We start from the raw sequence: 25,869 nt of genomic DNA, 5'->3' as shown, positions 1-25,869 counted from the left end.
GTGGCTCTATTTAACGACATTACAAGGGGCGAAAATTTGACCCACTACACAATTCAGCCACTCAGAGAACCCCGCACTAGAGTTTAAATCCATCCAATACTGATTGAATCTCTGCCGATTGACGGGTGAGGTCATCGGCAGCCCGATCTATTTGCTGAGAGTTTCCAGTGTTTTCTTTCGAGTAATCGGCGATGGATTGCAAGTTTTCATTGATACCCGATACCACCTGACTCTGCTCTTCAGTAGCAGTGGCAATCTGCGTGCTGATGTCATTGATCTCTTGCATATAAGATTGAATTTTCTGGAATGCCTGAGTTGTTTCACTGACATCCGATACGGTTTCCTGGCCGAGCTCAGTGCCCCGAGTCATCGATTCCACCGTCTGATTAACACCGGTTTGCAGCCGTTCAATGCGTTCTTGAATATCTTCTGTGGACTGCTGGGTTTTACTGGCTAATGAGCGCACCTCATCGGCAACCACCGCAAAACCGCGCCCCTGTTCGCCCGCGCGTGCCGCTTCGATAGCGGCGTTCAATGCCAACAGGTTGGTTTGTTCAGCAATGCCTTTAATGACCTCCAGAACCCCGGCGATATTTTCTGCTTCTTCGGCCAGGTTGTGAGTTGCACTGGAAGCATCATTGAGCCCATGCATCAGTGTTTGCATACGTTGATTGGCTTGTTCTGCCCGTTGCGTACCATCACGAACACTGTCCAAGGCTTCATTGGCGCTTACGGCACCTCGTTCGGCATTGCTGGCAATTTCACGTGCCGAACCATGCAGTTGTTCGACGGCAGTGACTACCTGATCCATGGATTCTTCTTGCTGCTGCGCCAGATTGATATTGCTGCGACTGGCCGAATTCATGGTTTGGCCGCTGTCCAACAGCTGCCGATTAACACGCGTCACCCGAGCCATGGAATGGTGCAGTTTTTCCATCAAATGATTGAAATGCTCCGCCAATTGGCCGACTTCATCGCGCTGACTCAGACTCAAACGAGCCGTCAGGTCACCTTCGCCCGACGCCAAATCACTGAGCCGGTCGCGCAAATGGATAATCGGCCGCGATAGTGAACGCGGCAGTAATATACCGATGGCCAAAATCACAACGAGTGCCAGCAACAGCTGAATCAAAAAAGCAAAAATAGTGCTGTCACTTTGTGCGATCGCGCTATCACCTTGGGCTTGTGCCTCGGCATTAACCTGTTGCGCCAGGTCATCGATCAAGGTATTGGCAGCGGAGAACGCAGCTTCGCCGTCGGTGATGCTGATCTGATAGGCAACCGAAGCAAGACCGTCTGTCGCTAATTCCAATATTTCCTTGGAATGCGACTCCCATTGATCGAGAGACGTCAGAATCTTATCCAGCAATACCTGGTTTTCTTCTGACTCCAATAATTCAGCTAAGCGAGCAATTTCTTCACGGGTCATTGCAATACCGGTTTCTTGCTGATTCCGGTAAGCATCCATTTGCTCACGAGGAGTACCCCAGTTACCCCCCTGGATGTAATCACGCTGGGCAACCAATGCCCGATAGAGATTGGATTTTATGCCAGCCAGTGACAATTGCGCCGGCTGATAACGACTGATGAGAGCGTCAGAACTGGCATTTAACGCCAGCATGCTTTGAATCCCTCCAACCGTCATGACCAAGGTCATCAACAAGATCAGCGCCAGAGGTAGGCGGACCTTGTTGGCGATCGACAAATTTCTAAGCCACGTCATGAGAGTGTCCTGCTGCGACATGAATGAGTATGTCCGAGCTTCGATCCCTGGAGCAGCGGTATAGGCAGTTTATCCTGTAAACCCTGAGGAAGTAATCGGCCCACGCCAAGAGGAATCGAGCCAAACAGCGTTCCTTCTCGTGGACGCTATGTTCCTTGGGAATGGTGATCAGGGAGAACACCGCAACGAAGCGGCAGGCCAGACGAAAGCGGGCTAGACTGAATATTAAATACGCTGTTTGAGCGTATGAGTTCTCGTGGAGCATGGATTATTGATGGCAGCTTGGCATAGACAGGCATTGATATGGCTATTGGGCTTGATGCTGTCAGGTCCAGTCTTCGCCAGTCATCAATGGTCACAGGATATGTCCAGCCGCTGGCTCACCAACCCCGATGCTACCTGGATGGCCGACCCCAGTCTTGGACCTGACCAAGCCTGGCCCGCACTGTCAGCTGCTGGCAATAAGCTGGCACCTCCAGGACTGAGTGGAAAAGCCATCTGGCTGTTGTTTGAGGTCGAAAACCAGGCGACAGACGACCAAACCTATTACCTGTCTAACGAGAACGTCATTCTGTCCGAGTTGGATCTCTATCTGCTGAATACTCAAGGCGAAGTATTGAAGCAACTGTCATTGGGACAAAACCAGCCAGACTTCACTCAATTGACAACCGACGAGCGATTTAACAGCCAGATAACACTGGATGGACAGGGCCACTACTATCTTATGGCCCGCTTAAAATCCGATACCCCGATCGCTCTGGCCATCCGGGTTACCCCAGATAGTCGTTGGGCGGCATTACAGCGCCAGCAATTTGCAACGGACTGGTCCATGTTTGCGGTGTTAACGACATTGCTGGCCTTTAATCTGGTTTTGTTGTTTGGTCGCCTCGATTCCACTCAGGGCTGGCTAGTCAGTTTCCACGCGCTGCTCATTCTTTATGTTGGATCCTTGCAAGGATTTGGCTACCAGTTTCTTCCCGCTGGGACAGTTTCCTGGTTCAGCCAACATATCCTGGTGCTGAATTTCATTATCCAGTTGCTGCTGTATCGTTTTGCCTTGGCCTTTCTCAGTCAGGGCGAGCCAGCACCACCCAAAACCATTCGATTTCGCTACGGTATTCCGGTCGTTCAACTGGTTGGCGTGGTTGCCGCCCTTACTTGGCAAGACCGCTTTGTCATGCCGCTGTACTTGCTGGCTCAGTTGTTGGTTGTGGTACCTATTTTTCTGTTTGCCTGGCGCCAGGAACGTGCTGGCTATCGCCCGGCGCGATTGCTCATGGCGGCACTCTTTGTCCAAATCGTTGGCGGTAGCGTTGGCACCCTGGCATTCACAGGTCTATGGCCGGTATCCGACTTGGCCCTGAATGCTTTTTTTATATCGGCTGTTTTGGAATTATTGCTGATGGCTTTTGCAGTCGCCGCACGACTGCGTTTTCTCGAAGAACGACAACAACTGGTGTTATTGACTGATACCGCCACCGGTCTGCCCGGACGCCCCTATATCGATCAGCAGCTGGCCGAACATTGGCAAAAGTTGTGTAGCGAGGCCACTGAACCAGTAGTACTGCTGGTTCAATTGAATGGCTTTCGGACCTTGTTGCAGTTACTCGGCCCGGGGTTGGTGCAACGGCTCAGCGTGCAGGCGATGCGATATTGGAATCAAGGACTGAGCCAATTGTCCGGTGTCCAGCACTTACCCGGTTACCCTAAGGCATCGCTGGCCGTTTTTGCGCACGACAGTTTTTTGGTCCTGGTCGATCAACAGCGGCAACCGGACCTTAGAGCCCGGCTGGCGGCGTTAAGTCATCTGGAGCTGGAAGTTGATGGGCAGAATTTTGAACTGGAAAGCCAGGTCGCCTGTTTTCATGTCGGAACGCAACCGGAAGCGCTGGACGAAATCCTGCGGCGCTTGAATGTGGCTCTGGTCAGCGGCCATCAACAGGGGCGTTCATTTCAATCGTACAGTCTGGAACAGGATACCGTTTTCCAGCGCCGAATCGGTCTGGCCCAGGCGCTCCCTCAAGCGTTGCAAGCTGGGGAACTCAGCTGTCATGTACAGCCGGTGATCGACTTGAACAGCGGTGAAGTCACCGGTGGCGAAATTCTGTTGCGCTGGAGAAGCCCGGTTTTTGGTGATGTATCGCCGGCAGAGTTTATTCCACTGGCCGAGCAGATGAACCGGGTTTCAGGATTAACCCGTTATGTATTGGCTGAGGTTAATCGCTGGCAATCGGACCCGAAGTCACCGAGTTGGCCACTGTCGGTCAATTTATCGGTGTTGGATTTAATTGCCGAAGACGATGGCCGGGATCTGATTTCGTGCCTCGATAATATCGGTTTGTCGCCGCGTCGATTAAAAGTTGAAATCACCGAAACCATGGTCATGGAGCAGACGGATCGCTGCCTGGAAACCCTGGAACGACTGCGCGCCTTAGGGTGCCTGCTGTCTATTGACGACTTTGGCACCGGCTATTCATCGCTGGCTTATCTGTCGCGCATCAAACCCGATGAGATAAAAATTGATCGCGCCTTTGTACGCGCGCTAAACAACTCACCGACCGACCAGCATATCGTAACAGCGATCGTGCAATTAGCCCGTACGCTGGGTGCTGTCATCGTGGCTGAAGGGGTCGAGGATGAACACACCCTGGCGCTGTGCCGCGAGCTGGGCTGCAATCGCGCTCAGGGCTATCTAATTGCCCGCCCCATGCCACTGGATCAACTGCATGATTGGCTGCAACAAGAGTCGACCGTCAAACTGCCTCAATGGCAATAACGCACCGGCCAAGCCTGGTTACTGACGCCAACGGCAAGGTTGTTCGACAACTGCAATTTAAAGCTGCCGCTGACCCGAAAACTGGCCGTATCGACGGTAAAGTGGGTACTGTCTTCGGCTCTGGCGATACCGGGACGAAAGGGCGCTACCCAGGTTGGCTGATAGTTTTCCCAAAGCGTAACTGTCACCGGGATCTGGCCGGCAAGGTCAGCCTTCGCTTTGGCATTAATCTGCCGCATCAAGGTTGCCAGCGGCAGCTGTATTTCAGTTTCGTCCTGCGCCAGGGATAAATTCAGTGTCCAGCTTTCGCTGCCGCAAAAGGCGGTGAATGACCAGCCACGAACCCTATCGGTCTGACCATCGACAACCAGTGTCAGTTCGTCGTTGCGATCGAATACCTGACCTTCTACCTGCGCCTGACCGCTGAGCGTCACTGCTTCCGTTAATGGCAAGGTCATTTGCGCGACACCCGGAAGTATCAACTGATAAGGACCAAAATCAGGCTCGAGCTGAGCACCGTAATCACCCTCTTCACTTCCTGGCTTCAGCGCTATCACTTCACCACCAGCCGTCAGGATTTCAAGACGGTTACTGTCAGCCTCGACGCGTCGATCCCACATGCCGGCACGCATCTCGGTGCGGACTTCAACCGTTCCGGGCTGATGCCGGTATTCAACTTTGATATCCAGATCGTCAGGATCAACATCCTGAATAGAGACAGCACTGCAACCGGCCAGCAGAGCGATCGCAACGGAAAAAAGCGTCAGTTTAAACATGTGCAACAAAACCAGAAATGAATCAGCCCACAGTATAAAGAAATCGACTTCACTACACAGTGATCTGTTCAGCCATTAGCATGCAGCCATCAAAGTGTAAGGAAAAACCATGCTGACTAACGGACCAGAACAGGGACCAACCTTGATTCTCGCTCATGGCGCTGGCGCTGCCATGGATTCTGATTTTATGAATCTGCTGGCTGAAGGTTTAGGGCAAGAGGGGATCCGAGTGCTTCGGTTTGAGTTTCCCTATATGGCGCAGCGGCGCGAAACGGGCAAGAAGCGGCCACCGGATAGAGCTCCCAAGCTGTTGGCCAGCTTTACTGAGGTTCTGGACAGCCTGGGTACCGAGCCGGTTTTTATCGGCGGTAAATCGATGGGCGGACGTATGGCCACCCTGCTCGCCACTGAGCGGCAAGTCGCCGGTGTTTGTGTTTATGGTTATCCCTTCCATCCACCCGGCAAAGCCGAAAAACAACGCCTTGACCATCTGCCCGACATTGGTTGCCCGGTACTCATCTGTCAGGGTGAACGCGATGCTCTGGGCAATCGCCCTGAGGTTGAAAGCTACAACCTGCCACCCAATATCGACCTGCATTGGCTGCCTGACGGTGATCACAGTCTTAAACCGCGCAAGGCCAGTGGGCTGACGCTGGTGGATAATCTGAACAGCGCCATCCGACAAACCAGAGCCTTTATCGATCAGCATTCCGCACTTTAACACTGATCAAACGGCTTCAGATGGGCTCTATTCTTTTCTGGCCGCCGCGCCACTGGTATTCTTGCAGCTGTCTCGACGCCGTCGCATCTGTGCTCCTTGACCATCCATATTGAGATGGTCCTCACTGGCCCGGACCGCAACCGGACCGATGTCGGGGCCTACAAGGCCTATCAGGCCATAAATTCTCGGGCCGCGAACGCGCGGCCACCTCCAACAGGAGTTTCCTATGAACATTGCTGACCAATGCGTTGTCTCCATCCACTATGAAGTCAAGGATGAAGACGGCGTCGTCGTCGATTCCTCCGCTGGTCGCGAGCCGCTGGTCTATCTGCACGGCCATCGCAACATCATTCCGGGTCTGGAAAATGCCCTGGCCGGCCTGGCTGTCGGCGACGACTTCGACGTAACCGTCGCCCCCGAAGAAGCTTATGGCGAACACCAGGAAGGCTTGGTTCAGTCCGTGCCCAAAGAAGCTTTCCAGGGTGTGGAAAAAGTCGAAGAAGGCATGGTTTTCACCGCCCAGACAGAAAACGGCCCGCTGCAGGTCACCGTTACTGAAGTTGCCGACGAAACCGTCCAGGTTGACGGCAACCATCCGCTGGCCGGCAAAGCGCTGAGCTTCACCGGCAAGGTTGAAGAAGTTCGCGAAGCTTCTGCGGAAGAACTGGAACACGGTCACGTCCATTCCGGCGACGATCACGATCACTGATCGACACCCGTCAAGGCGCCGCCAGGCGCCTTGACAATCTTTAGACCTTAGGGTCAATCTCACCGCTGAAGATTGATCTGCGTTCCTTCCATCAGCGGGAGATTCAAGCGTGAAAGTCTGGCCTATGGCGGTGCCCAGCGATGCGCAGCTGCAAGAGCTCGCCACTCGCATCATGTTGTGGGCGCTGCTGTTGATTTATCTGCTTTACGCCATACTGTTACGGCTGACCGACACCAACCCCACAGCGGCACTCTTTCCGCTGGTGTGCGCAGGCCTGCATCTGTTCGGAATCATCGGTTTCTATCTTGGCAAAACCCTGTTTGCGTCGGTGTGGATGACGCTGGTGGTATTGCTCGATATCACCATCATCAATATTTACGGTTTTACTGAAAGCCAAGGTGCCGAATACTATTTCATTATGATACCGGCGTTGATTTTCATGGTGCTGCCACCGCAACAACGCGAATGGCAGATCAGTCTATTAACGCTGACTCTGGCCTTACTCAGCCTGTGTTTTATTCTTCCAGAACCTGCCAACCCCTGGTTTATTATTTCGGATCAGCAAATTCACCATTTTAAATGGCTCGACCTGGTCGTTTGCTTACTGTGCATGGCAATTACCTGCCGTTTCTTTATTCATCGCCTATTGCAGCAACGGGCACAATTGGAACGTTTAGCGCTGATCGATACGCTGACCGGATTACCCAATCGCCACGGACTTATGCAACAGCTGGCCGGCTGGTTTAATGAAGGCCGACCATTTTCGGTCTTTCTGTTAGACATCGAAGATTACCCCGAACTCAGCCGTCGCCTGGGGCAGGATGCTGGCGACCAATTAATTCGTAAACTGGTACAACGTCTGCGTACCGAAACCACCGACAATCTCTTTATTGGGCGGTTCACTGAGCATCAATTAATGCTTGCCAGTGATGTTGCCACTCAACCAAAAGGGGTATCGGAAATGGCTCAACAAATACATGACTCATCCGTCCGGCTGGCTTTCGACCTGGGCGGTCACAGCGAGCGCGTGCAGGTCAGTGTTGGTGCAACCTTGGCCAGCACCAATGAACCCCCACATGGTTTGTTGCAACGTTTGACTTCAGCACTCCAACAAGCCCGCGCTTTGACCCCCAGGGTGCACTTGATACTGGCTGAGCCTGCCAAGGCAGCGACTGAAATAGCCGCTAATCCCAATGTCCAACTGGCGCCCCCTTATTGAGCGATTCCCTGATCATCTATACACGCCGGATACTGGCTTTGATCGCACTGACAGCCATGCTGTGGCTGGTGTTTTTTGCCGATGGCAAAGGCCTGATCATGGATTGGCTGGCAGCGCGAGGGCTCTCGCCTGGCTGGGTCATTATTGTGACCGCAGCCGTTTACGCTCTGGCTCTGGCAGTACCTTTTCTGCCCGCTGTTGAACTGGGTTGGATGGTAATGGCTGCGCTGGGAACGCCGGGTATTCTCGCCATCTGGGCAGCGACGCCCCTGGGCTTGCTGATTGCTTTCATGCTCGGTCACAACCTGCGTGACTGGCCGGTATTGCAGCGCCTGCAATATCGCTTGGATGAAGCATTTCAGACCGCTACTGACAATAGCCTGCGTTCACGACTGTTGCGTTTTGCTGAACGTTATCTGGCAGCGCATCCCTACTGGGTATTGGTTATATTGGTGAACCTGCCCGGCAACTGGATGATCGGTGGTGGTGGCGGTATTGGGCTGCTTGCAGGCGCGTCTGGCCTGTATCATCCGTTACGGTTCTTTCTGGTATTGATCCCAGCGACTGGGGTGGTCTCTGTCGCCATGCTGCTCGGCATCTACAGTCGCACACCTCTGTAATCAGCGCTGCGCTGTTATCCTGGGATAACTACAACAACGGGCTGGCCAACTGCGCCAGATTTTCCAACACCCTTTTGTACAGGCGTCGCTTCCGCCACTCTTTTAATTCCAAGCGATGGCTGGCCGCCAGATAACGATCAACCACACGACGCATATCAGCGTAGAAATCCGGATCATCCACCACCAAAGTCGCTTCAAAATTTAACCACAGCGAACGCATATCCAGATTCACCGAACCGACCAGCACCAGGTGATCATCGATAATGACGCTTTTGGTGTGCAGCATGCCTCCGGTAAAACGGCGAATTTCCACACCACTGTGGAGCAGGTCATCGAAAAACGACCGGCCCGCATATTGGGCCAGGCGACTGTCGATACGACGCGGGATCAACAAGGTGACTTTTAAACCACGGCGGGCGGCCGATTTCAGCGCCAATAACAACGCTTCTTCCGGCACGAAATAAGGCGTGCTGATAAAGACTTCCTGGCGGGCGTTATGAATAGCCGTCACCAATACCTGCAACAAAATGTCTTCTTCAAAGGCAGGACCTGTTGGCAGGAACTGCATCAGACTGCCGCCGGCCTGGGTTTGCTGCGGCCAGCTTAAGGCCGGTTCCAAACGCACCCCGGTTTCCATTTCCCAATCGAAAATCATGCTGCCTTGGATGATGGCCGCGATAGGACCTTCCAGGCGCACCTGTAAATCCACCCAGGGACCAAAACCAGAATCCTTTTTGAACCAACGCGGATCAGCAAGATTCATAGAACCATTGTAAGCAACGCGATTATCGATGCTGACCAGTTTGCGATGCTGACGCAGGTCCATGCGTTGCATAAACATACGCAGCACATTGGCGTGCAGAACATCCAGAACTGCGATGCCAGAGGCCGTGATGGATTGGCATCTTTTACTGGATAAAAATTTATTCGATCCGACACTGTCGAGCAGTAAATATACGCCGACACCTCGTGACTGAGCAGCAACCAGCGCATTTAAAACTTCGGTCACTCGTCCACGATCTTCCAGAATATAAAATTCCATGAAGATCCATTCCTGAGCTTGCTCAATATCCGCCAATAAAGCATCGAAAACCGCATCGGCAGTATCAAGCGTTCGCCAGTGATTGCCTTCCAGTGCCGGGATGCCGAGACTGCCACGAGTCAGTTCCATAACCGGTCGTAACGGCGAGTTAATCGGTGCGGAAATATCTTGGCGGATGCTGACATCTTCCAGCCACTGATTATAAAAACGGAACTGAGTACGGGCGCGACCGGCTCTTAAACGACCCAGATAACGCTCACCAAATAAGGCGTAGAGACTGATACCGAGCAAGGGCAACGCGTAGATCAGCAGTAACCAGGCCAGAGTGACGCCGACGCTCCGGCGTCGCATCAGGATGCGCAGACTCAAACTGATAAGCGCCGCCACATAGAGCCACAGGCCCAGAGTAATTATCCAGTGCATGGTTTTCTTCTAAGTGGAATTACCACCAAGCCTGCCGCCTTAACATCACCAGTACAAGAGCGGCTTAGTGCGATCGATGCTGTTTCGTTAATCGGCACCGTAACGCGCCACGGTTGAACGTTTCATAAGCCAGTGCAACCAGCTCATGGGCAGGTGACGCAACAGCACAACAATCAGGCGATAGTTCCAACCGGGAATGCTAACGATGCGGCCACGGTGAAGGTCGCGCCAGGATTTTTGCACCACGGTGCGTGCGCTCCAGGCACGCATTAAGCCTCTTGATCGGTAGAATTTATCCGGATCGATACCCAGCTTTTCGTGAAAATCGGTCACGGTAAACCCAGGGCTCAGTGCCTGCACTTTCAATCCCTGACGACCATAGCCCAGCGCCAGTGTCTCAGAAAAAGAGCGCACAAAAGCCTTGGTTGGACCATAAAGCGCGCTCTGTGGCGTCGGCAACCAGGACGCTACGGAAGATACGTTGATCAGCGTACCGGATTGCGCTAATAACAACGGCAAAGCAGCATAGGACAGTTCACAGGTCGCCTGCACATGCACATCCAGCAACGCTTGCTGCTGCGGCCAACTGACATCGCCGTAGAGGCCATCTTTGCTGTAACCGGCGTTATTGATCAACACATCCAAACGGGGCAAAGCTGCAATACGCTGGGCTAGCTCCTGGCGTTCGCTAGCCACGGATAAGTCGGCCAAGACAGGCTCCGCTGTGACACCGAACTGGCTTGTCAGGCGGCTGCAAACTTCGGTCAATTCACGCTGGCGCCGGCCAACCAGAATCAGCGCATAACCCGCTTCGGCCAATAATTCGGCATAGGCCGCGCCGATACCGGAAGTACCGCCGGTAATCAGTGCCAATGGCTGTGTCATGATCGTGGGCTCCAAGACATGAGGACTCAGGCATCTTGCCAGAGCCTGACTGACTGTGCAGCCGGTATCGCCTGCTCTATACTGCGCCGCCCAGCCTGAATCCGGTTCTGATATGACTGCACATTCCTGGCCGGGCTTTCGTTGGTCGCACCTGTTCCGCCTGACTGAAGCTCTGCTCAAAGAACCCAACTGGCCATCCACAGATCGCTGGCTGGCAGAACGCTTTCGTTCCGAGCCAAAGTTTGGGCGCAAAGACAGAGCCTTCTACAGCGATGCTTTTTTCCGCTTGTGCCGCCAGGCCGCCGTGCCTGTTTATTTGCAGCGTCGCTGGCAGGGCGAGACGAGCGAACCCGCGGTTGACCGACTCTGGCCGGAACTCAAACAAATGGCGCCGGCTGATATCTGGGTTTGGCTGGTATTACTCGATGGTGCGGACGATCAACTACCACGAGAAATAACCGACGGCCCACAGCGACGCGCCTGGCTTGATTCATTCAGTGCAGACGACCGCGCCATCTTAAATCGATTGCAAGACGGCTGGCTGTCTGAATGGGATCACTGGTTAGTCCAACGAGCCCGAGCCAGTGACTGGAATGATGTCGACCAAACCGCTTGGCTGAAAATGCAAAACCAGCGATCACCACTGTGGCTGCGACTGGCGCGGGGTTACGAGAACGAAGCCGAAGCGAGTTTGCGCACAGAAGGGTTCGAGTGTCTCAACCGTTACGATCAGGCCTTGGCAATCACCGCGCGTCCGGGTTTGGAGCGCAGTCAAAGCTGGCAGTCAGGTTGGGTCGAAATTCAGGACAAGGCCAGTCAGGCAGTAGCAGCGGCCGTTGCGTTACAGCCTGGTGAAAGCTGTTGGGATGTCTGCGCAGGCGCCGGTGGTAAGGCGCTGGCACTGCTTGATGCAGCACAACCCAACGGTGAGGTGCTGGCCACCGATATTCGTCCCGGCGCATTGAACCAATGTCGGCAACGGGCTGCCCGGCTGGGCCTGAGCGGTTTAAACACAGCCGTTTTGGATGGCACTGCCAGTTTGCCGGATCAAGCGCCATTCGATGCAGTCCTGGTAGACGCACCCTGTACCGGGGCCGGTACCTGGCGGCGCAGCCCGGATGCGCGTTGGCGATTAACCTCAGCGCGCTTGGCAGAACTGAATGACACTCAGGACGCCTTACTCGCGCACGCCAGTAACGCCGTCAAACCCGGTAGGCGGTTGGTTTATGCAACCTGCAGTTGGCTGGTTTCCGAAAATGAAGACAGGGTGGCTCATTTTCTAGCTGCCCACCCGCACTTCGCCCTGACAGAGCAACGACTGCTGGGCGCACCACAGGAAGACGCTGATACGCTTTTCGTTGCCGTCATGCAGCGCCACTGAGCAAGTCTGCTGCGAGCAATGTCAGCCTTGGTATACTGACCTGACATTCTCAGGTACGCAGCCATATGACACGTCACTTTCCTATCCTCGGTTTACTGCTGGTGCTGATATTGGCACTGGCTGCAGGGCTGAGCACGCATCCCACCACACCGCAGGCTCCGGACTTCAGCAAATTCACTGATGGTGATGAACGCAAGACCGCTTTTTTCGATTATTTCGAACAATTGATCGATACAGAGAACGAGGCCATTCTCTCCAGCCGAACTAAATTATCGGCCGTTGTGGAAGCGAACCGGGCAACCTGGTTTGAGCGACTCTGGTTAAGCGCCCTGGCCCATCGTTATGAATTGGAAGACTTCGAAACAGACAATGCTGAGCACTGGCAGGCATTGTTGTCCCATGTAGACATTATTCCGCCGTCTTTAGCTTTGGCTCAAGCTGCCAATGAAAGCGCCTGGGGCACATCGCGTTTCGCCCGCGAAGGTAACAATTATTTCGGCCAGTGGTGTTATTCACGCGGCTGTGGACTGGTACCGGAAGCGCGCGATGATGATGCCAGCCATGAAGTCGCGCGTTTCGCGTCAGCACGACAATCCGTTCGTCGCTACGTGAATAATATAAATACCCACTATGCCTATGCCGAATTGCGTGAACGCCGTGCTCAATTGCGGGCAGCGGGGGAGCCCATAACCGGTTTGGCATTAGCGCCAACCTTGATCAATTACTCCCAGCGCGGTCAGGCCTATGTTGATGAACTCGAAGCCATGATTCGCTTCAATGAATTGACCGCCTATGACGGTTAAGGTTGGCGTCATGCTAGTATCAAGGCAGTTATCCAGCGGTATCAAAGTGAGTCAAACACCATGTTAGATGTCCCCCAGATCGATAGCCTCAGTCGCATTTTGCCCGAAGAACCTCTGCTGATGATGGGCGCCGGGCCGGTTCCCATTCCTGGGCCTGTTGCAGCGGCCAACGGCATTGTGATTAATCATCTGGGTGAATCGATGGCGCGCATCATCGACCAGGTCAAACGCATGGGGCGCTATATTTTCCAGACCGAATCGCCCTGGCTGATGGGTGTCGCCGGACCAGGCTCAGCTGCGATGGAAATGGCCGTGGCCAATCTGGTTTGGCCCGGCACTCGAGTGCTCAGTGTGCGTAACGGTTTTTTCAGCCACCGTCTGGCAGAAATGGCCCGCCGTGCCGGTGGTGAAGTGGAAGAGCTGGAAGTTGCGGATGGGCAGGGCGCCGATCCGGAAAACATTCGCCAAGTGTTGGAACGGTTCCGGCCATCGATTATGACGCTGGTTCAGGGGGAAACCTCTAACACCACCCACAATACTGAATTGCCGCGCATCGCCCAACTGGCTCATGAATACGACTGTCTGATCATCGTTGATGCGGTTTGTACGCTCTCGACCATGCCGCTGGAAATGGATAACTGGAACATCGATGCTGTCATTACCGGTGGCCAGAAAGGCTTGAGTTCTATCCCCGGCGTTTCCTTAGTGGCCTTCTCAGAGCGCGCCTGGGCACGTATTTCTGATCGCCCGGTCCCTATGACTCACTGGACTCTGGATGCCACCCTGGCTACTCAGTTCTGGCATCGTGCTTCCTATCACTATACCGCCCCAGTTTCTGGCTTATTGGCACTGCATGAGGCTATGCGTTTAGTCTGCGAAGAAACACTGGAGCGGCGTTTTGAACGCCATGCCACGAGCAGCAGGGCATTGCAGGCCGGTATCCAGGCGCTCGGATTAAAACTCTATGTTAAACCACCAGCACGGCTGAACTCGGTAGTTGGCATTGAGTTGCCTGTCGGACTAGATGCAAAGCAGGTCTGTGATCATATTTCTCAACACTACCGCGTTGAGATCGCAGGTTCTTTTGGACCACCCATCGTTCGTATCGGCCAGATGGGTGAGCAATGCCGGGTTCATAACCTGTTTCGAACTCTGCATGCTTTAGGCTCTACCTTTAACGACCTGGGGCAATCGCTGGATGTGCCTTCGGGTATGGCAGAACTGGAAAACCAACTGCAACGACATTCGCCGGAATAGACTGTTTAAAGACGCAGGGAATATAACAACAGGGAGTCGCTATGACCGCTCAAAATCGCATCGCGTCGAGCCATTACGTCGGGTTGCTGTTACCTACTGCGATCGCCAGCTGGCTATTGATTGAGTTGTTATTTTTCGTGATTCAACAACCAGTCTCAACAGTGACCACACTCCATGCCTGCGCTGCCCTGATTGCCGTCATTTTAGGCTCACTGGCATTAACTACCCGCAAGGGAAGTTGGCTTCACCGGCTATCCGGCTACTGCTGGGTTGTACTGTTGACCGGCGTAGCAATCTCATCCTTTTGGCTACGCACTTTACCTTGGTTCCCTGGCGGCTTCGGTCCCATCCACATTCTCAGCGTTTACACCCTGATCTGCCTGGTGTTTGGTGTCATCGCTGCGCGCAAGCACCGCGTCAAAACCCATCGTTCTATTATGCTGTGCACCCATTGGGGGCTACTGGGTGCGGGGATATTTACGTTACTACCACACCGCCTGATGGGCGTCATTGCCTGGGGCTGATCACGCCGACAAGGTAGGTAACACTGAGAGACTGGTAGGGAGAGCAACTCGTGAACGTACTCAGCTTAAGGTATTGCACCATCAGCCATGAATCAAAGGCGCTGTTTCAGTTCTTCCACGCCCTTGGCCTGCCGACTGAATCTGAAATGGCATCGAGTGATCAAGGTGGCGTCTTTCTGGCTGGCGACAGCTGGATCGAAGTTTGGCCTGAAGGAGAGGGCATGCCGGCGGGTACCATGCTGCAACTGGTCGTTGATGACGCAGATGCATTCGCAGCACAGGCCAAACAACAAGGCCTTAACCCTCAGGGCCCCATGGAGGCTCACGGCGAACGGATCTACTTTCTTGAAGGTCCAAACGGACTGCCCGTCTCATTCCAGTCCAAAGTAGATGATCACTGATTCATTACCCCAAACTTATGGATCAGAAAACGCGTCAGTCTGAACCATTGATCGAGTCATCGTCTGCCCGGGTTTCCGGCCAATATAAAATCGATACCGATATGTCGGGCCAGACGAACTATCTCTGGTCCGGGGCGGTATTAAAAGCTTGATTAGGATCCGGGCGGCGCTCCGCTGGCCGGCATCCCGGGACTCGTAGAGTAGGACATCGTCGTCCTCCGGTTTCCAGGCAATAAAAAACCCCAGGCCATCTCTGACCTGGGGTTCGCAATAAAAGCTTGACGATGACCTACTCTCACATGGGGAAGCCCCACACTACCATCGGCGAGGCTGCGTTTCACGACTGAGTTCGGCAAGGAGTCAGGTGGTTCCACAGCTCTATGGTCGTCAAGCAAACTGGTTGGTGGCTGTTGTTTTTTGCAGTTTTAACGAAGCCGTTTTTCTGTGTTGGCTTCTGTCAACAACGCACCCAATTCGCTCTGATTGACACGTTTTCTCATCTTTCTTACAGCCAGCTAGCTTTCTAGCTTTCTTTCTCACCAGCCGTCTTCTGTCCGATCGTCCAAGTGTTCTATAGCTCTATCTTTGTTGCGTCCAAGCCGCCAACACCCCTTGGGCGTTATATGGCCAAGCCGCACGGGCCATTAGTACTGGTCAGCTCAACGCCTCACAGCGCTTACACATCCAGCCTATCAACCAGGTCGTCTTCCTGGGCCCTTTAGGAGACTCGAAGTCTCAGGGAAAACTCATCTTGAAGGGGGCTTCCCGCTTAGATGCTTTCAGCGGTTATCCCGTCCGAACGTAGCTACCGGGCAATGCGATTGGCATCACAACCCGTACACCAGGGGTTCGTCCACTCCGGTCCTCTCGTACTAGGAGCAGCTCTTCTCAGTTTTCCAACGTCCACGGCAGATAGGGACCGAACTGTCTCACGACGTTCTAAACCCAGCTCGCGTACCACTTTAAATGGCGAACAGCCATACCCTTGGGACCGGCTTCAGCCCCAGGATGTGATGAGCCGACATCGAGGTGCCAAACACCGCCGTCGATGTGAACTCTTGGGCGGTATCAGCCTGTTATCCCCGGAGTACCTTTTATCCGTTGAGCGATGGCCCTTCCATACAGAACCACCGGATCACTATGACCTGCTTTCGCACCTGCTCGACCTGTCCGTCTCGCAGTCAAGCACCCTTGTGCCATTACACTAACCGCATGATTTCCGACCATGCTTAGGGTACCTTCGTGCTCCTCCGTTACTCTTTGGGAGGAGACCGCCCCAGTCAAACTACCCACCACACACGGTCCTCGCCCTGGATCACAGGGCTGAGTTAGAACCTCAAACTTGCCAGGCTGGTATTTCAAGGTCGGCTCCACATGGACTGGCGTCCACGCTTCTAAGCCTCCCAGCTATCCTACACAAACAAGTTCAAAGTCCAGTGTGAAGCTGTAGTAAAGGTTCACGGGGTCTTTCCGTCTAGCCGCGGATACACTGCATCTTAACAGCGATTTCAATTTCACTGAGTCTCGGGTGGAGACAGCGCCCCCATCGTTACGCCATTCGTGCAGGTCGGAACTTACCCGACAAGGAATTTCGCTACCTTAGGACCGTTATAGTTACGGCCGCCGTTTACCGGGGCTTCGATCAAGAGCTTCGCCTAAGCTAACCCCATCAATTAACCTTCCGGCACCGGGCAGGCGTCACACCGTATACGTCCACTTTCGTGTTTGCACAGTGCTGTGTTTTTAATAAACAGTCGCAGGGGCCTGGTATCTTCGGCTGGCCTCAGCTCCAGTCGTAAAGACCTTCACCTAACACCAGCGTGCCTTCTCCCGAAGTTACGGCACCATTTTGCCTAGTTCCTTCACCCGAGTTCTCTCAAGCGCCTTGGTATTCTCTACCTGACCACCTGTGTCGGTTTTGGGTACGGTTCCGGTGTACCTGAAGCTTAGAGGCTTTTCCTGGAAGCTGGGCATCAGTGACTTCGCGTTCCGTAGAACGACCGTCATCGTGTCTCAGGATTGTGGAACCGGATTTGCCTAATCCCACTCCCTACTCACTTGAACCAGGACAACCAACGCCTGGATCACCTAGCCTTCTCCGTCCCCCCATCGCAGTACACCCAAGTACGGGAATATTAACCCGTTTCCCATCGACTACGCTTTTCAGCCTCGCCTTAGGGGCCGACTCACCCTGCTCCGATTAACGTTGAACAGGAACCCTTGGTCTTTCGGCGTGGGAGTTTTTCACTCCCATTGTCGTTACTCATGTCAGCATTCGCACTTCTGATACCTCCAGCATGCTTCTCAACACACCTTCAACGGCTTACAGAACGCTCCTCTACCACTTGTGCAAGCACAAGTCCGTAGCTTCGGTACCATGTTTGAGCCCCGTTATATCTTCCGCGCAGGCCGACTCGACTAGTGAGCTATTACGCTTTCTTTAAAGGGTGGCTGCTTCTAAGCCAACCTCCTAGCTGTCTAAGCCTTCCCACATCGTTTCCCACTTAACATGGATTTTGGGACCTTAGCTGACGGTCTGGGTTGTTTCCCTTTCCACGACGGACGTTAGCACCCGCCGTGTGTCTCCCGGATAGTACTCTACGGTATTCGGAGTTTGCATGGGGTTGGTAAGTCGGGATGACCCCCGAGCCCAAACAGTGCTCTACCCCCGTAGGTATAAGTCCGAGGCGCTACCTAAATAGCTTTCGAGGAGAACCAGCTATCTCCCGGCTTGATTAGCCTTTCACTCCGATCCACAGGTCATCCCCTAATTTTTCAACATTAGTGGGTTCGGTCCTCCAGTTGATGTTACTCAACCTTCAACCTGCCCATGGATAGATCGCCGGGTTTCGGGTCTACATCACGCGACTGGACGCCCAGTTAAGACTCGCTCTCGCTACGGCTCCCCTATACGGTTAACCTCGCCACGTAATGTAAGTCGCTGACCCATTATACAAAAGGTACGCCATCACCCCCGAAGGGGCTCTGACTGCTTGTACGTACAGGGTTTCAGGGTCTATTTCACTCCCCTCTCCGGGGTTCTTTTCGCCTTTCCCTCACGGTACTGGTTCACTATCGGTCAACTGGGAGTATTTAGCCTTGGAGGATGGTCCCCCCGTCTTCAGTCAGGATACCACGTGTCCCGACCTACTCGATTTCACACCGTTGAGCTTTCGTGTACGGGGCTATCACCCACTATGGCGGTCCTTTCCAGAACCTTCCACTAACTGGCCCGGTGCTTAAGGGCTGGTCCCCGTTCGCTCGCCGCTACTGAGGGAATCTCGGTTGATTTCTTTTCCTCGGGGTACTTAGATGTTTCAGTTCCCCCGGTTCGCCTCTTGCTCCTATGTATTCAGAACAAGATACCCGCTAAAAGCAGGTGGGTTTCCCCATTCAGACATCTCCGGATCACAGGTCGTTTGCCACCTCCCCGAAGCTTTTCGCAGGCTACCACGTCTTTCATCGCCTCCAGTTGCCAAGGCATCCACCCTGTACGCTTAATCGCTTGACCATATAACCCGAAGGAGTGTCCCCACCGAAGTGGCTTCACGCTTCAAGCTTATGAGCGACGTCTTGAACGACAAAGATATTGCTACGCTTGGTTTTAATCAGACTTCTTTCTTTGAGAAAACTTCAATCAGATTGTTAAAGAACGCCTAAAGGCCAAATCGATCGCTCGATTCAGCCTCTAAGAAGTAATTCGTTGTGGACACTTGCGAGTCTAGGTTTAAGGAGGTGATCCAACCCCAGGTTCCCCTAGGGTTACCTTGTTACGACTTCACCCCAGTCATCAACCACACCGTGGTGAGCGCCCAATGTTAAGCTACCCACTTCTGGTGCAATCAACTCCCATGGTGTGACGGGCGGTGTGTACAAGGCCCGGGAACGTATTCACCGTGACATTCTGATTCACGATTACTAGCGATTCCGACTTCATGGAGTCGAGTTGCAGACTCCAATCCGGACTACGACCGGCTTTTTCAGATTAGCTCCACCTCGCGGCTTCGCAACCGTCTGTACCGGCCATTGTAGCACGTGTGTAGCCCTACTCGTAAGGGCCATGATGACTTGACGTCGTCCCCGCCTTCCTCCGGTTTGTCACCGGCAGTCTCCTTATAGTCCCCGACCGAATCGCTGGCAAATAAGGATAAGGGTTGCGCTCGTTACGGGACTTAACCCAACATTTCACAACACGAGCTGACGACAGCCATGCAGCACCTGTCACTGCGTTCCCGAAGGCACCAAGGTATCTCTACCAAGTTCGCAGGATTTCAAGAGTAGGTAAGGTTCTTCGCGTTGCTTCGAATTAAACCACATGCTCCACCGCTTGTGCGGGCCCCCGTCAATTCATTTGAGTTTTAACCTTGCGGCCGTACTCCCCAGGCGGTCGACTTATCGCGTTAACTTCGCCACCAAGTCCTTAAAGGTCCCAACGGCTAGTCGACATCGTTTACGGCGTGGACTACCAGGGTATCTAATCCTGTTTGCTCCCCACGCTTTCGCACCTCAGCGTCAGTATCAGCCCAGAGTGTCGCCTTCGCCACTGGTGTTCCTTCCGATCTCTACGCATTTCACCGCTACACCGGAAATTCCACACTCCTCTGCCGTACTCAAGCGAGCCAGTTTTGAATGCCATTCCCAGGTTGAGCCCGGGGCTTTCACATCCAACTTAACTTGCCGCCTACGCGCGCTTTACGCCCAGTAATTCCGATTAACGCTCGCACCCTCCGTATTACCGCGGCTGCTGGCACGGAGTTAGCCGGTGCTTCTTCTGACAGTAACGTCAATGATCTCGGGTATTAACCGAAACCCCTTCCTCCTGTCTGAAAGTGCTTTACAACCCGAAAGCCTTCTTCACACACGCGGCATGGCTGGATCAGGGTTGCCCCCATTGTCCAATATTCCCCACTGCTGCCTCCCGTAGGAGTCTGGGCCGTGTCTCAGTCCCAGTGTGGCTGATCATCCTCTCAGACCAGCTAGAGATCGTCGCCTTGGTGAGCCTTTACCCCACCAACTAGCTAATCTCACGCAGGCTCATCCAGTAGCGAGAGCCGAAGCCCCCTTTCCTCCGTAGAGATTATTCGGTATTAATCCGGATTTCTCCGGGCTATCCCCAACTACCGGGCAGATTCCTACGCGTTACTCACCCGTCCGCCGCTCGTCAGCAACTAGCAAGCTAGTCCTGTTACCGCTCGACTTGCATGTGTTAGGCCTGCCGCCAGCGTTCAATCTGAGCCATGATCAAACTCTTCAGTTTAAAGTCTGGCAAAGCATCCAAAGACACTCCGCCTTTACTCATGACTCGTTCGCAAGCTCATTCGAACCTAAGTTCGAATAAACGCCTCTCAGAATTTCTGACAGGTCACTTGTCGATCGAGTTTTGTCCCTAAGGACATATAGGTCGACCCACAAGCGCCCACACGAATTACTTCTGACGATGTTAAAGATCACAAGGTGTCACAGCTGTTGGTGACCACCCTTTAGCGTGGCGCGCATTCTACCGATCGGCGCCGCACTGTCAACCGAAGATTCAGATTTTTTCTTTTCAAAACAGGCACTTAGAAAGCACCGAACCAAGAGAAGAAAGACTGGAAAACTTCGCTCCCCAACCGCGCTCAGCGGCGAGGGAGGCGTATAATAGTCTTTTTGCGGCCGCTGTCAACGGCCGCCACGGGGAAAGTTGAAAGAAAGATGACAATCAACAGAAAGGACCGCCCATGGATCTTATTTTAAGGTGACTCGAGCCAGTTTTTTCTTGCCAGCCTGAATCAAATAATCACCAGCGCCCAACTTCAAACCAGCCTCGACCACTTGCCAGTCAACTTTGACGCGACCGTTTTTCAACATGTCACGCGTTTGCGCCGCGTTTGTAGCCAGACCGGCCTGATTCACGATGGCGGATATTGGCAACTCGTCTTGATCACCCAACTCCAAAACCACTTCCGGCGTGTCTTCCGGCACCTCGCCTTCGCGCACAATATTACCGGCCCCTTTATGGGCGTTGGCGGCCGCTTCATCGCCATGGAAGCGAGCGACCAGTTCTCGTGCCAATTCGATTTTGATGTCACGAGGATTGGCGCCGTCGGCAACCTGCTGTTTCAACAAGTCGATTTCATCCAGCGTTTTAAATGACAACAACTCGTACCAGCGCCACATTAACGAATCGGGAATGGAAACGATTTTCTGGAACATCGAGCCTGGGCTTTCGGTGATGCCTACGTAGTTACCCAGCGACTTGGACATTTTCTTCTCGCCGTCCAAACCTTCCAGCAAAGGGGTCATCATCACGACCTGAGGTGTCTGCCCCTCGGCTTTTTGTAACTCACGACCCACCAGCAAATTAAAGCGCTGGTCCGTTCCACCCAACTCAACGTCCGCTTCCAATGCAACGGAGTCGTACCCCTGAACCAGAGGATAGAGAAACTCGTGAATAGCAATGGGCTGGTTGGATTTATAGCGCTTTTTAAAGTCGTCCCGCTCGAGCATCCGCGCCACACTATGCTGGGCGGCTAGCTTTATTATGCCGGCAGCGCCCAACTTGTGCATCCACTCTGAATTAAACCGGACTTCGGTTTTCTCCGGGTCCAGAATTTTAAACACCTGCTCTTTATAAGTTTCCGCATTCTGCGCAACTTCTTCGGGCGTCAGTGGCGGACGGGTCGCATTCTTGCCCGATGGATCACCAATCAGGCCAGTGAAGTCACCAATCAGAAAAATGATGGTATGGCCGCGCTCTTGGAATTGGCGCAACTTATTAATAAGAACCGTATGGCCCAGGTGCAAATCCGGTGCGGTTGGATCAAACCCCGCCTTGATGCGCAGCGGGCGACCGCTTTTCAACTTTTCAACCAGCTCGTCTTCCAGCAGAATCTCTTCGGTTCCGCGTCGAATTTCCGCCAGTGTCTGCTCCAGAGACATGAAGGACCCTCAAAAGAATTTACATATAAACAGAAGACGTATTATATCAGTATGTGCTATCAGTTAGCACTCGACGGATCTACTGTTAAGATATTAGATTAACTTTACGAGCCAATTACCTGTTTTCAAGATGATCAGTACGCTCCTATACCGCATTCAAGCCTTTCCTCGCTGGCACGCTATTGGTGTTGGCAGCCTCACTGCGTTGATGCTGCTATTGACACTTTGGCCCGCCACCAGTGAATCCGTCATTGTCGAGATTCCCGCCCGACTGCAATTGCAGTCATCGCCTCCGGCTGGGGATTCAGCCGATTCCTTCAGCCGCGTTGCAGCGGAGGTTCGCCCTGGTGATACCTTGTCGACGCTGTTCGAACGAGCGGGCGCGGGCGTCAGCGTCCTGTATCGTATGCTGGCCGATGATGAGATCAGCCAGTCGCTCGATCGCATCTACCCAGGACAATCCTTCAGTTTCGGTTTTGACAGCACGGAAACACTCAGAGAAGTCACCTTCAGTGAATCACAAATGATCCAGCACCGTATCACGCTGGGGGATGAAAGCTTCGAACTTGAACAAATTGTTCGCGAACCGGAAATCCACACTCGCTTTACTCAAGGCTCTATCGATACCTCCCTCTATCTGGCAGGCAAAGACGCCGGCCTCAGCGATAACATGATCATGGAATTGGCGACGCTGTTCGGGTGGGACATCGATTTTGTGCTGGACATCCGCTCCGGCGATTCATTTTCACTGATATATGAAGAGCACTTCCTGGACGGTAAAAAGCTGAGCGATGGCCCTATCTTGGCGGCACGCTTCATTAACCAGGGCCGTGAAGTAACCGCTATTCGTTATACCGATGCTGGCGGTCGTACCGATTATTACTCGCCCAATGGCGACAGTATTCGCAAAGCTTTCCTACGTACTCCGATGGATGTTTTCCGAATTTCTTCGGGTTTCAACCTTAACCGGCGTCACCCCGTACTCAATACCATTCGGGCCCATCGTGGCACCGATTACGCTGCACCGACCGGCACTCCAATCAAAGTGACGGGCGATGGCAAAGTTATCTCCGCCCGTCGCAGTAGCAGCTATGGCAATGTGGTGGTGGTCCAACACGGCGGCGGCATGCGCACTCTTTATGCCCACATGAACCAGTTCTCCCGGTACGCCCGAGTCGGCAACCGGGTCAGCCAGGGACAGATTATTGGCTATGTAGGGTCCACTGGCCTGGCTACCGGCCCACATCTGCACTACGAGTTCCTGGTAAACGGTGTGCACCGCAATCCACAAACCGTGCCACTGCCCACTGCCCAGCCACTGGAAGAGCAATACCTGACGGCATTCCAGGACTTCGCATCCAACATGATGGGCCAGCTAGATGTCTTTAACGGCAACTACGCTCAGGCCAACAGCGACTGATCCCAGTCGCTATCTCAGCTATCCACAAACTTGGTTTATCGGGCTATCGATCAGAAATGATCATAGCCCTGCTCGAGCAATTGTTGCTCAACAGCGGGGCCATAAGGAACGGTAGAAACAAAAGGCGGTAGCTGATCCGCCGACACGGCATTATCACGCATCCAGGTTTCACACACCTGCACATCAATGACGTTATAGGCATCCAGGCGAGCAGCCTGATCAACCAGCGCTCTGTTTGTGGAGTAGTTTGCTTTGAGGAAAGCTCGCGTCTCTTCTCCATGCAGGATTAACGCGATGGGGCTTTGGCTGGGGTAACCCTCGGCTGAATCAAGCAAGGATTCAGCACGCTCTAAAATCGTGGATACTTCTTCAGGCGTATGCGCCTGCAAATAGGCGACCCAATGCTCGTCAGCTGCATTTAAACTCGACGTCTCAGCCACGGCCAGACCAAACTGCAACACCAGTGTGAGCGCAGCCAATCGCCTAAACATGAATCTGGAGTTAGATTTAGATAGAGAACGAGGATCCGCAGCCACAGGTTGTCTCCGCAGCCGGATTATCAATCGTGAAGCGGCTGCCATCCAGCCCTTCGGTGTAGCTCACCGTTGAGCCGTGCAAATACTGCACACTTAATGAATCGACCAGGAACCGAACACCTTCACGCTCGATCACAGTGTCATCGTCGGCCAGTTCATCATCAAAGGTAAATCCGTATTGGAACCCAGAGCAGCCGCCGCCGGTGACAAAGACCCGCAGCATCAGTTGCTCATTACCTTCTTCTTCAACCAACTGACGGACTTTGATGGCAGCCTGGTCAGTCACCAGCAAGGCATCATCTTGAATTGCAGTTTCAGTCATCACCATTACTCAATCATCAGTCAGCCAACACAAGCCTGCGCAGTGCAGACCCGCTGTTGAACGACGAGATCAGGGCCATGAAAGCGTTTTTCAATGGCCCTAGGCTCTTACTTAAGTGTTGAACTGTCAGTCGGTGTCGTTTTCGGCTTGTTGTCGCTAGCCCCAGGACCAGACTGAAGGTTCGCTGCCGGAGACGACAAACCCGTGGCGCTGTTGGAGCTTGTGTCGGCGGTATTTTCGGGCGCCGCTGGTTTGGTCTTCTTGCTCTTATCGGTCGCCACGTGCAACAACTTGCCGTTGACCTTAGCGCCCATGACCATTTCCATCATGACGTAATGAACGTCACCGGTGACCACCGCTTTTTTAGCCAGCTCAATATGTTCGGAAGAGTAAACGTCGCCTTTGACTTCGCCATTGATGACGATGTTGGGGGCACGAATCTCACCTTCCACCAAGCCTTTGTCGCTGATACGCACCGCAGCACCACTGTCCGGATCGGCCAGGATATTGCCTTTGATACGTCCATCGACGTGGAGGCCTCCCGAAACCCGGATGTCACCGTTGATTTCGGCCTTTACTGATATAAGAGTTACGTCGTTAGCCACTGTTTTCTTATTGCCCCACATTGTTTCCGTTCTCCAAATCCGACCAGCTATAAGCGCGTTCTACCCGAGCGGAGCGATTCCCCACTGCTTGCGCCACGACTTGAATCTGGTCGGGAATGAACCCTTCCGGCAACACTAAGTCACCTGCGATTTCTTGAAAATAGCGGTATCGAAAACGGATATCTACCTCATCCACATCATCCGATACATCGGCGAGCGTCATCGCAACTCGCTCACCGTTCTGGCTACCCACGAGGTTGACGCCAACAAATCCCTGCAAATACTGAGAGTTATTGCCAACCTGAGTCAGCATCAGATTATACCGATAGCGATCCGGTGAACTGGTCGGTTCCAAACGGACTTCCTGTACACGCAGACCTTCGGCATTCATTGAAGGCGCCATAATGCCTTGATAAAGCGTCACTTCTTCTTCAAGGCGAGCAATTCTATCACTAAGCTCCCGATTCACCTGGCGGACTTCTTCGGTGGCCTGACGGTCCACATCCGAGCCCCGCTCCAGCGTCGCCACCCGCAAACGCAACTCTTCACTGCGCTGTACCGATTGTCGTAAAGCGGTTTGCAATCGATTGCGTTCAGCAACCAAATCGACCTGAGCATCAAATCCAGCCTGGCGACCATACAGGTAAGCGCAATACACCACCAGGACTAGAATCACAGTTCCAATCGCTGAAACGACCCTACGTCGCCAGGGTTGATAAGGCACGACCGACATCCGGTCAAAGCGCGACAGCTGTTCTTTCGCCATTAGGACTCCAAGGCCAATGAAGACATCCAGTGCAACTTGCAG

General features: G+C 53.4%; 20 protein-coding genes and 3 rRNA genes. 11 read left to right on the top strand and 12 right to left on the bottom strand.

The features are described from left to right. Positions 1–76: 76 nt before the first annotated feature. Complete coding sequence (locus tag ACXAE6_RS07500) at positions 77–1,723, bottom strand: methyl-accepting chemotaxis protein (RefSeq protein WP_475146336.1); 1,647 nt, start codon at positions 1,721–1,723, stop codon at positions 77–79. A 364-nt stretch (positions 1,724–2,087) separates the two neighbouring features. On the opposite strand from ACXAE6_RS07500, the gene ACXAE6_RS07495 reads away from it, so the two are divergent. Continuing rightward, positions 2,088–4,499, top strand: a complete 2,412-nt coding sequence (locus tag ACXAE6_RS07495; RefSeq protein ID WP_475146334.1) for an EAL domain-containing protein — start codon at positions 2,088–2,090, stop codon at positions 4,497–4,499. Here the strand turns inward: ACXAE6_RS07495 and ACXAE6_RS07490 are convergent. Then, positions 4,487–5,275 carry a hypothetical protein gene (locus ACXAE6_RS07490; protein WP_475146332.1) on the bottom strand — a complete coding sequence of 263 codons (789 nt, stop codon included), beginning with the start codon at positions 5,273–5,275 and terminating at the stop codon, positions 4,487–4,489. The genes ACXAE6_RS07495 and ACXAE6_RS07490 overlap by 13 nt on opposite strands. Before the next feature lie 109 nt (positions 5,276–5,384). Between ACXAE6_RS07490 and ACXAE6_RS07485 the strand changes: the two genes are divergently transcribed. From ACXAE6_RS07485 to ACXAE6_RS07470, 4 genes are all read left to right on the top strand, one after another. After that, complete coding sequence (locus tag ACXAE6_RS07485; RefSeq protein ID WP_475146330.1) at positions 5,385–5,996, top strand: alpha/beta fold hydrolase; 612 nt, start codon at positions 5,385–5,387, stop codon at positions 5,994–5,996. A gap of 226 nt (positions 5,997–6,222) precedes the next feature. Further along, entirely contained in the window at positions 6,223–6,705 is a 483-nt protein-coding gene (slyD, locus tag ACXAE6_RS07480; protein WP_475146328.1) for a peptidylprolyl isomerase, read from the top strand. A gap of 109 nt (positions 6,706–6,814) precedes the next feature. Further along, positions 6,815–7,924, top strand: coding sequence for a GGDEF domain-containing protein (locus tag ACXAE6_RS07475; RefSeq protein ID WP_475146326.1), 1,110 nt, complete (start codon positions 6,815–6,817; stop codon positions 7,922–7,924). Next, a complete protein-coding gene (locus ACXAE6_RS07470) occupies positions 7,921–8,544 on the top strand; it encodes a hypothetical protein (RefSeq protein ID WP_475146324.1) in 624 nt (207 codons plus the stop codon). The genes ACXAE6_RS07475 and ACXAE6_RS07470 overlap by 4 nt, the downstream gene beginning before the upstream one ends. A gap of 28 nt (positions 8,545–8,572) precedes the next feature. On the opposite strand, the gene cls is transcribed toward ACXAE6_RS07470, so the two are convergent. Together cls and ACXAE6_RS07460 are read right to left on the bottom strand one after the other, a co-directional pair. Then, entirely contained in the window at positions 8,573–10,009 is a 1,437-nt protein-coding gene (gene cls, locus ACXAE6_RS07465) for a cardiolipin synthase (protein WP_475146322.1), read from the bottom strand. A gap of 87 nt (positions 10,010–10,096) precedes the next feature. Beyond that, on the bottom strand, positions 10,097–10,894 hold the full coding sequence (locus ACXAE6_RS07460) for an SDR family NAD(P)-dependent oxidoreductase (protein ID WP_475146320.1): 798 nt from the start codon (positions 10,892–10,894) through the stop codon (positions 10,097–10,099). Between the two features lie 112 nt (positions 10,895–11,006). On the opposite strand from ACXAE6_RS07460, the gene ACXAE6_RS07455 reads away from it, so the two are divergent. From ACXAE6_RS07455 to ACXAE6_RS07435, 5 genes are all read left to right on the top strand, one after another. Beyond that, on the top strand, positions 11,007–12,275 hold the full coding sequence (locus ACXAE6_RS07455) for an RsmB/NOP family class I SAM-dependent RNA methyltransferase (protein WP_475146317.1): 1,269 nt from the start codon (positions 11,007–11,009) through the stop codon (positions 12,273–12,275). A gap of 65 nt (positions 12,276–12,340) precedes the next feature. After that, positions 12,341–13,078: a glucosaminidase domain-containing protein gene (locus ACXAE6_RS07450; RefSeq protein ID WP_475146314.1), complete on the top strand. Its 738-nt coding sequence runs from the start codon at positions 12,341–12,343 to the stop codon at positions 13,076–13,078. 60 nt (positions 13,079–13,138) lie between these two features. Then, positions 13,139–14,335: a pyridoxal-phosphate-dependent aminotransferase family protein gene (locus tag ACXAE6_RS07445; RefSeq protein WP_475146312.1), complete on the top strand. Its 1,197-nt coding sequence runs from the start codon at positions 13,139–13,141 to the stop codon at positions 14,333–14,335. A gap of 41 nt (positions 14,336–14,376) precedes the next feature. Beyond that, positions 14,377–14,859: a DUF2306 domain-containing protein gene (locus ACXAE6_RS07440; protein ID WP_475146310.1), complete on the top strand. Its 483-nt coding sequence runs from the start codon at positions 14,377–14,379 to the stop codon at positions 14,857–14,859. A 50-nt stretch (positions 14,860–14,909) separates the two neighbouring features. Continuing rightward, a complete protein-coding gene (locus ACXAE6_RS07435) occupies positions 14,910–15,260 on the top strand; it encodes a hypothetical protein (protein ID WP_475146308.1) in 351 nt (116 codons plus the stop codon). Between the two features lie 276 nt (positions 15,261–15,536). Here the strand turns inward: ACXAE6_RS07435 and rrf are convergent. The 4 genes from rrf to tyrS all read right to left on the bottom strand — a co-directional run bounded on the left by rrf (position 15,537) and on the right by tyrS (position 22,178). After that, a 5S ribosomal RNA gene (rrf, locus tag ACXAE6_RS07430) occupies positions 15,537–15,652 on the bottom strand. A 231-nt stretch (positions 15,653–15,883) separates the two neighbouring features. Then, positions 15,884–18,771 (bottom strand): 23S ribosomal RNA (locus ACXAE6_RS07425). Positions 18,772–18,988: 217 nt separating this feature from the next. Continuing rightward, positions 18,989–20,517: ribosomal RNA gene (locus ACXAE6_RS07420) — 16S ribosomal RNA — on the bottom strand. The 16S, 23S and 5S rRNA genes sit together here, the layout of an rRNA operon. A gap of 467 nt (positions 20,518–20,984) precedes the next feature. Continuing rightward, a complete protein-coding gene (tyrS, locus tag ACXAE6_RS07415) occupies positions 20,985–22,178 on the bottom strand; it encodes a tyrosine--tRNA ligase (protein ID WP_475146305.1) in 1,194 nt (397 codons plus the stop codon). A 130-nt stretch (positions 22,179–22,308) separates the two neighbouring features. Between tyrS and ACXAE6_RS07410 the strand changes: the two genes are divergently transcribed. Continuing rightward, positions 22,309–23,598, top strand: a complete 1,290-nt coding sequence (locus ACXAE6_RS07410; protein ID WP_475146302.1) for a peptidoglycan DD-metalloendopeptidase family protein — start codon at positions 22,309–22,311, stop codon at positions 23,596–23,598. A gap of 50 nt (positions 23,599–23,648) precedes the next feature. Here ACXAE6_RS07410 and ACXAE6_RS07405 read toward each other — a convergent pair whose 3' ends face one another. From ACXAE6_RS07405 to ACXAE6_RS07390, 4 genes are all read right to left on the bottom strand, one after another. After that, complete coding sequence (locus ACXAE6_RS07405) at positions 23,649–24,134, bottom strand: DsrE family protein (protein WP_475146299.1); 486 nt, start codon at positions 24,132–24,134, stop codon at positions 23,649–23,651. After that, the gene (erpA, locus tag ACXAE6_RS07400) at positions 24,106–24,456 is read right to left on the bottom strand and encodes an iron-sulfur cluster insertion protein ErpA (RefSeq protein WP_392805626.1); all 351 of its coding nucleotides are present in this window, start codon (positions 24,454–24,456) and stop codon (positions 24,106–24,108) included. Before erpA ends, ACXAE6_RS07405 begins: the two co-directional genes overlap by 29 nt. A 107-nt stretch (positions 24,457–24,563) precedes the next feature. Next, entirely contained in the window at positions 24,564–25,082 is a 519-nt protein-coding gene (locus ACXAE6_RS07395; RefSeq protein ID WP_475146296.1) for a bactofilin family protein, read from the bottom strand. Further along, positions 25,069–25,827, bottom strand: a complete 759-nt coding sequence (locus ACXAE6_RS07390; RefSeq protein WP_392805631.1) for a DUF6776 family protein — start codon at positions 25,825–25,827, stop codon at positions 25,069–25,071. Before ACXAE6_RS07390 ends, ACXAE6_RS07395 begins: the two co-directional genes overlap by 14 nt. Between the last annotated feature and the right edge of the window lie 42 nt (positions 25,828–25,869).

The organism is Saccharospirillum sp. ABV4_185 (assembly GCF_056159245.1).
This window is presented reverse-complemented; position numbering and strand designations above follow the sequence as displayed.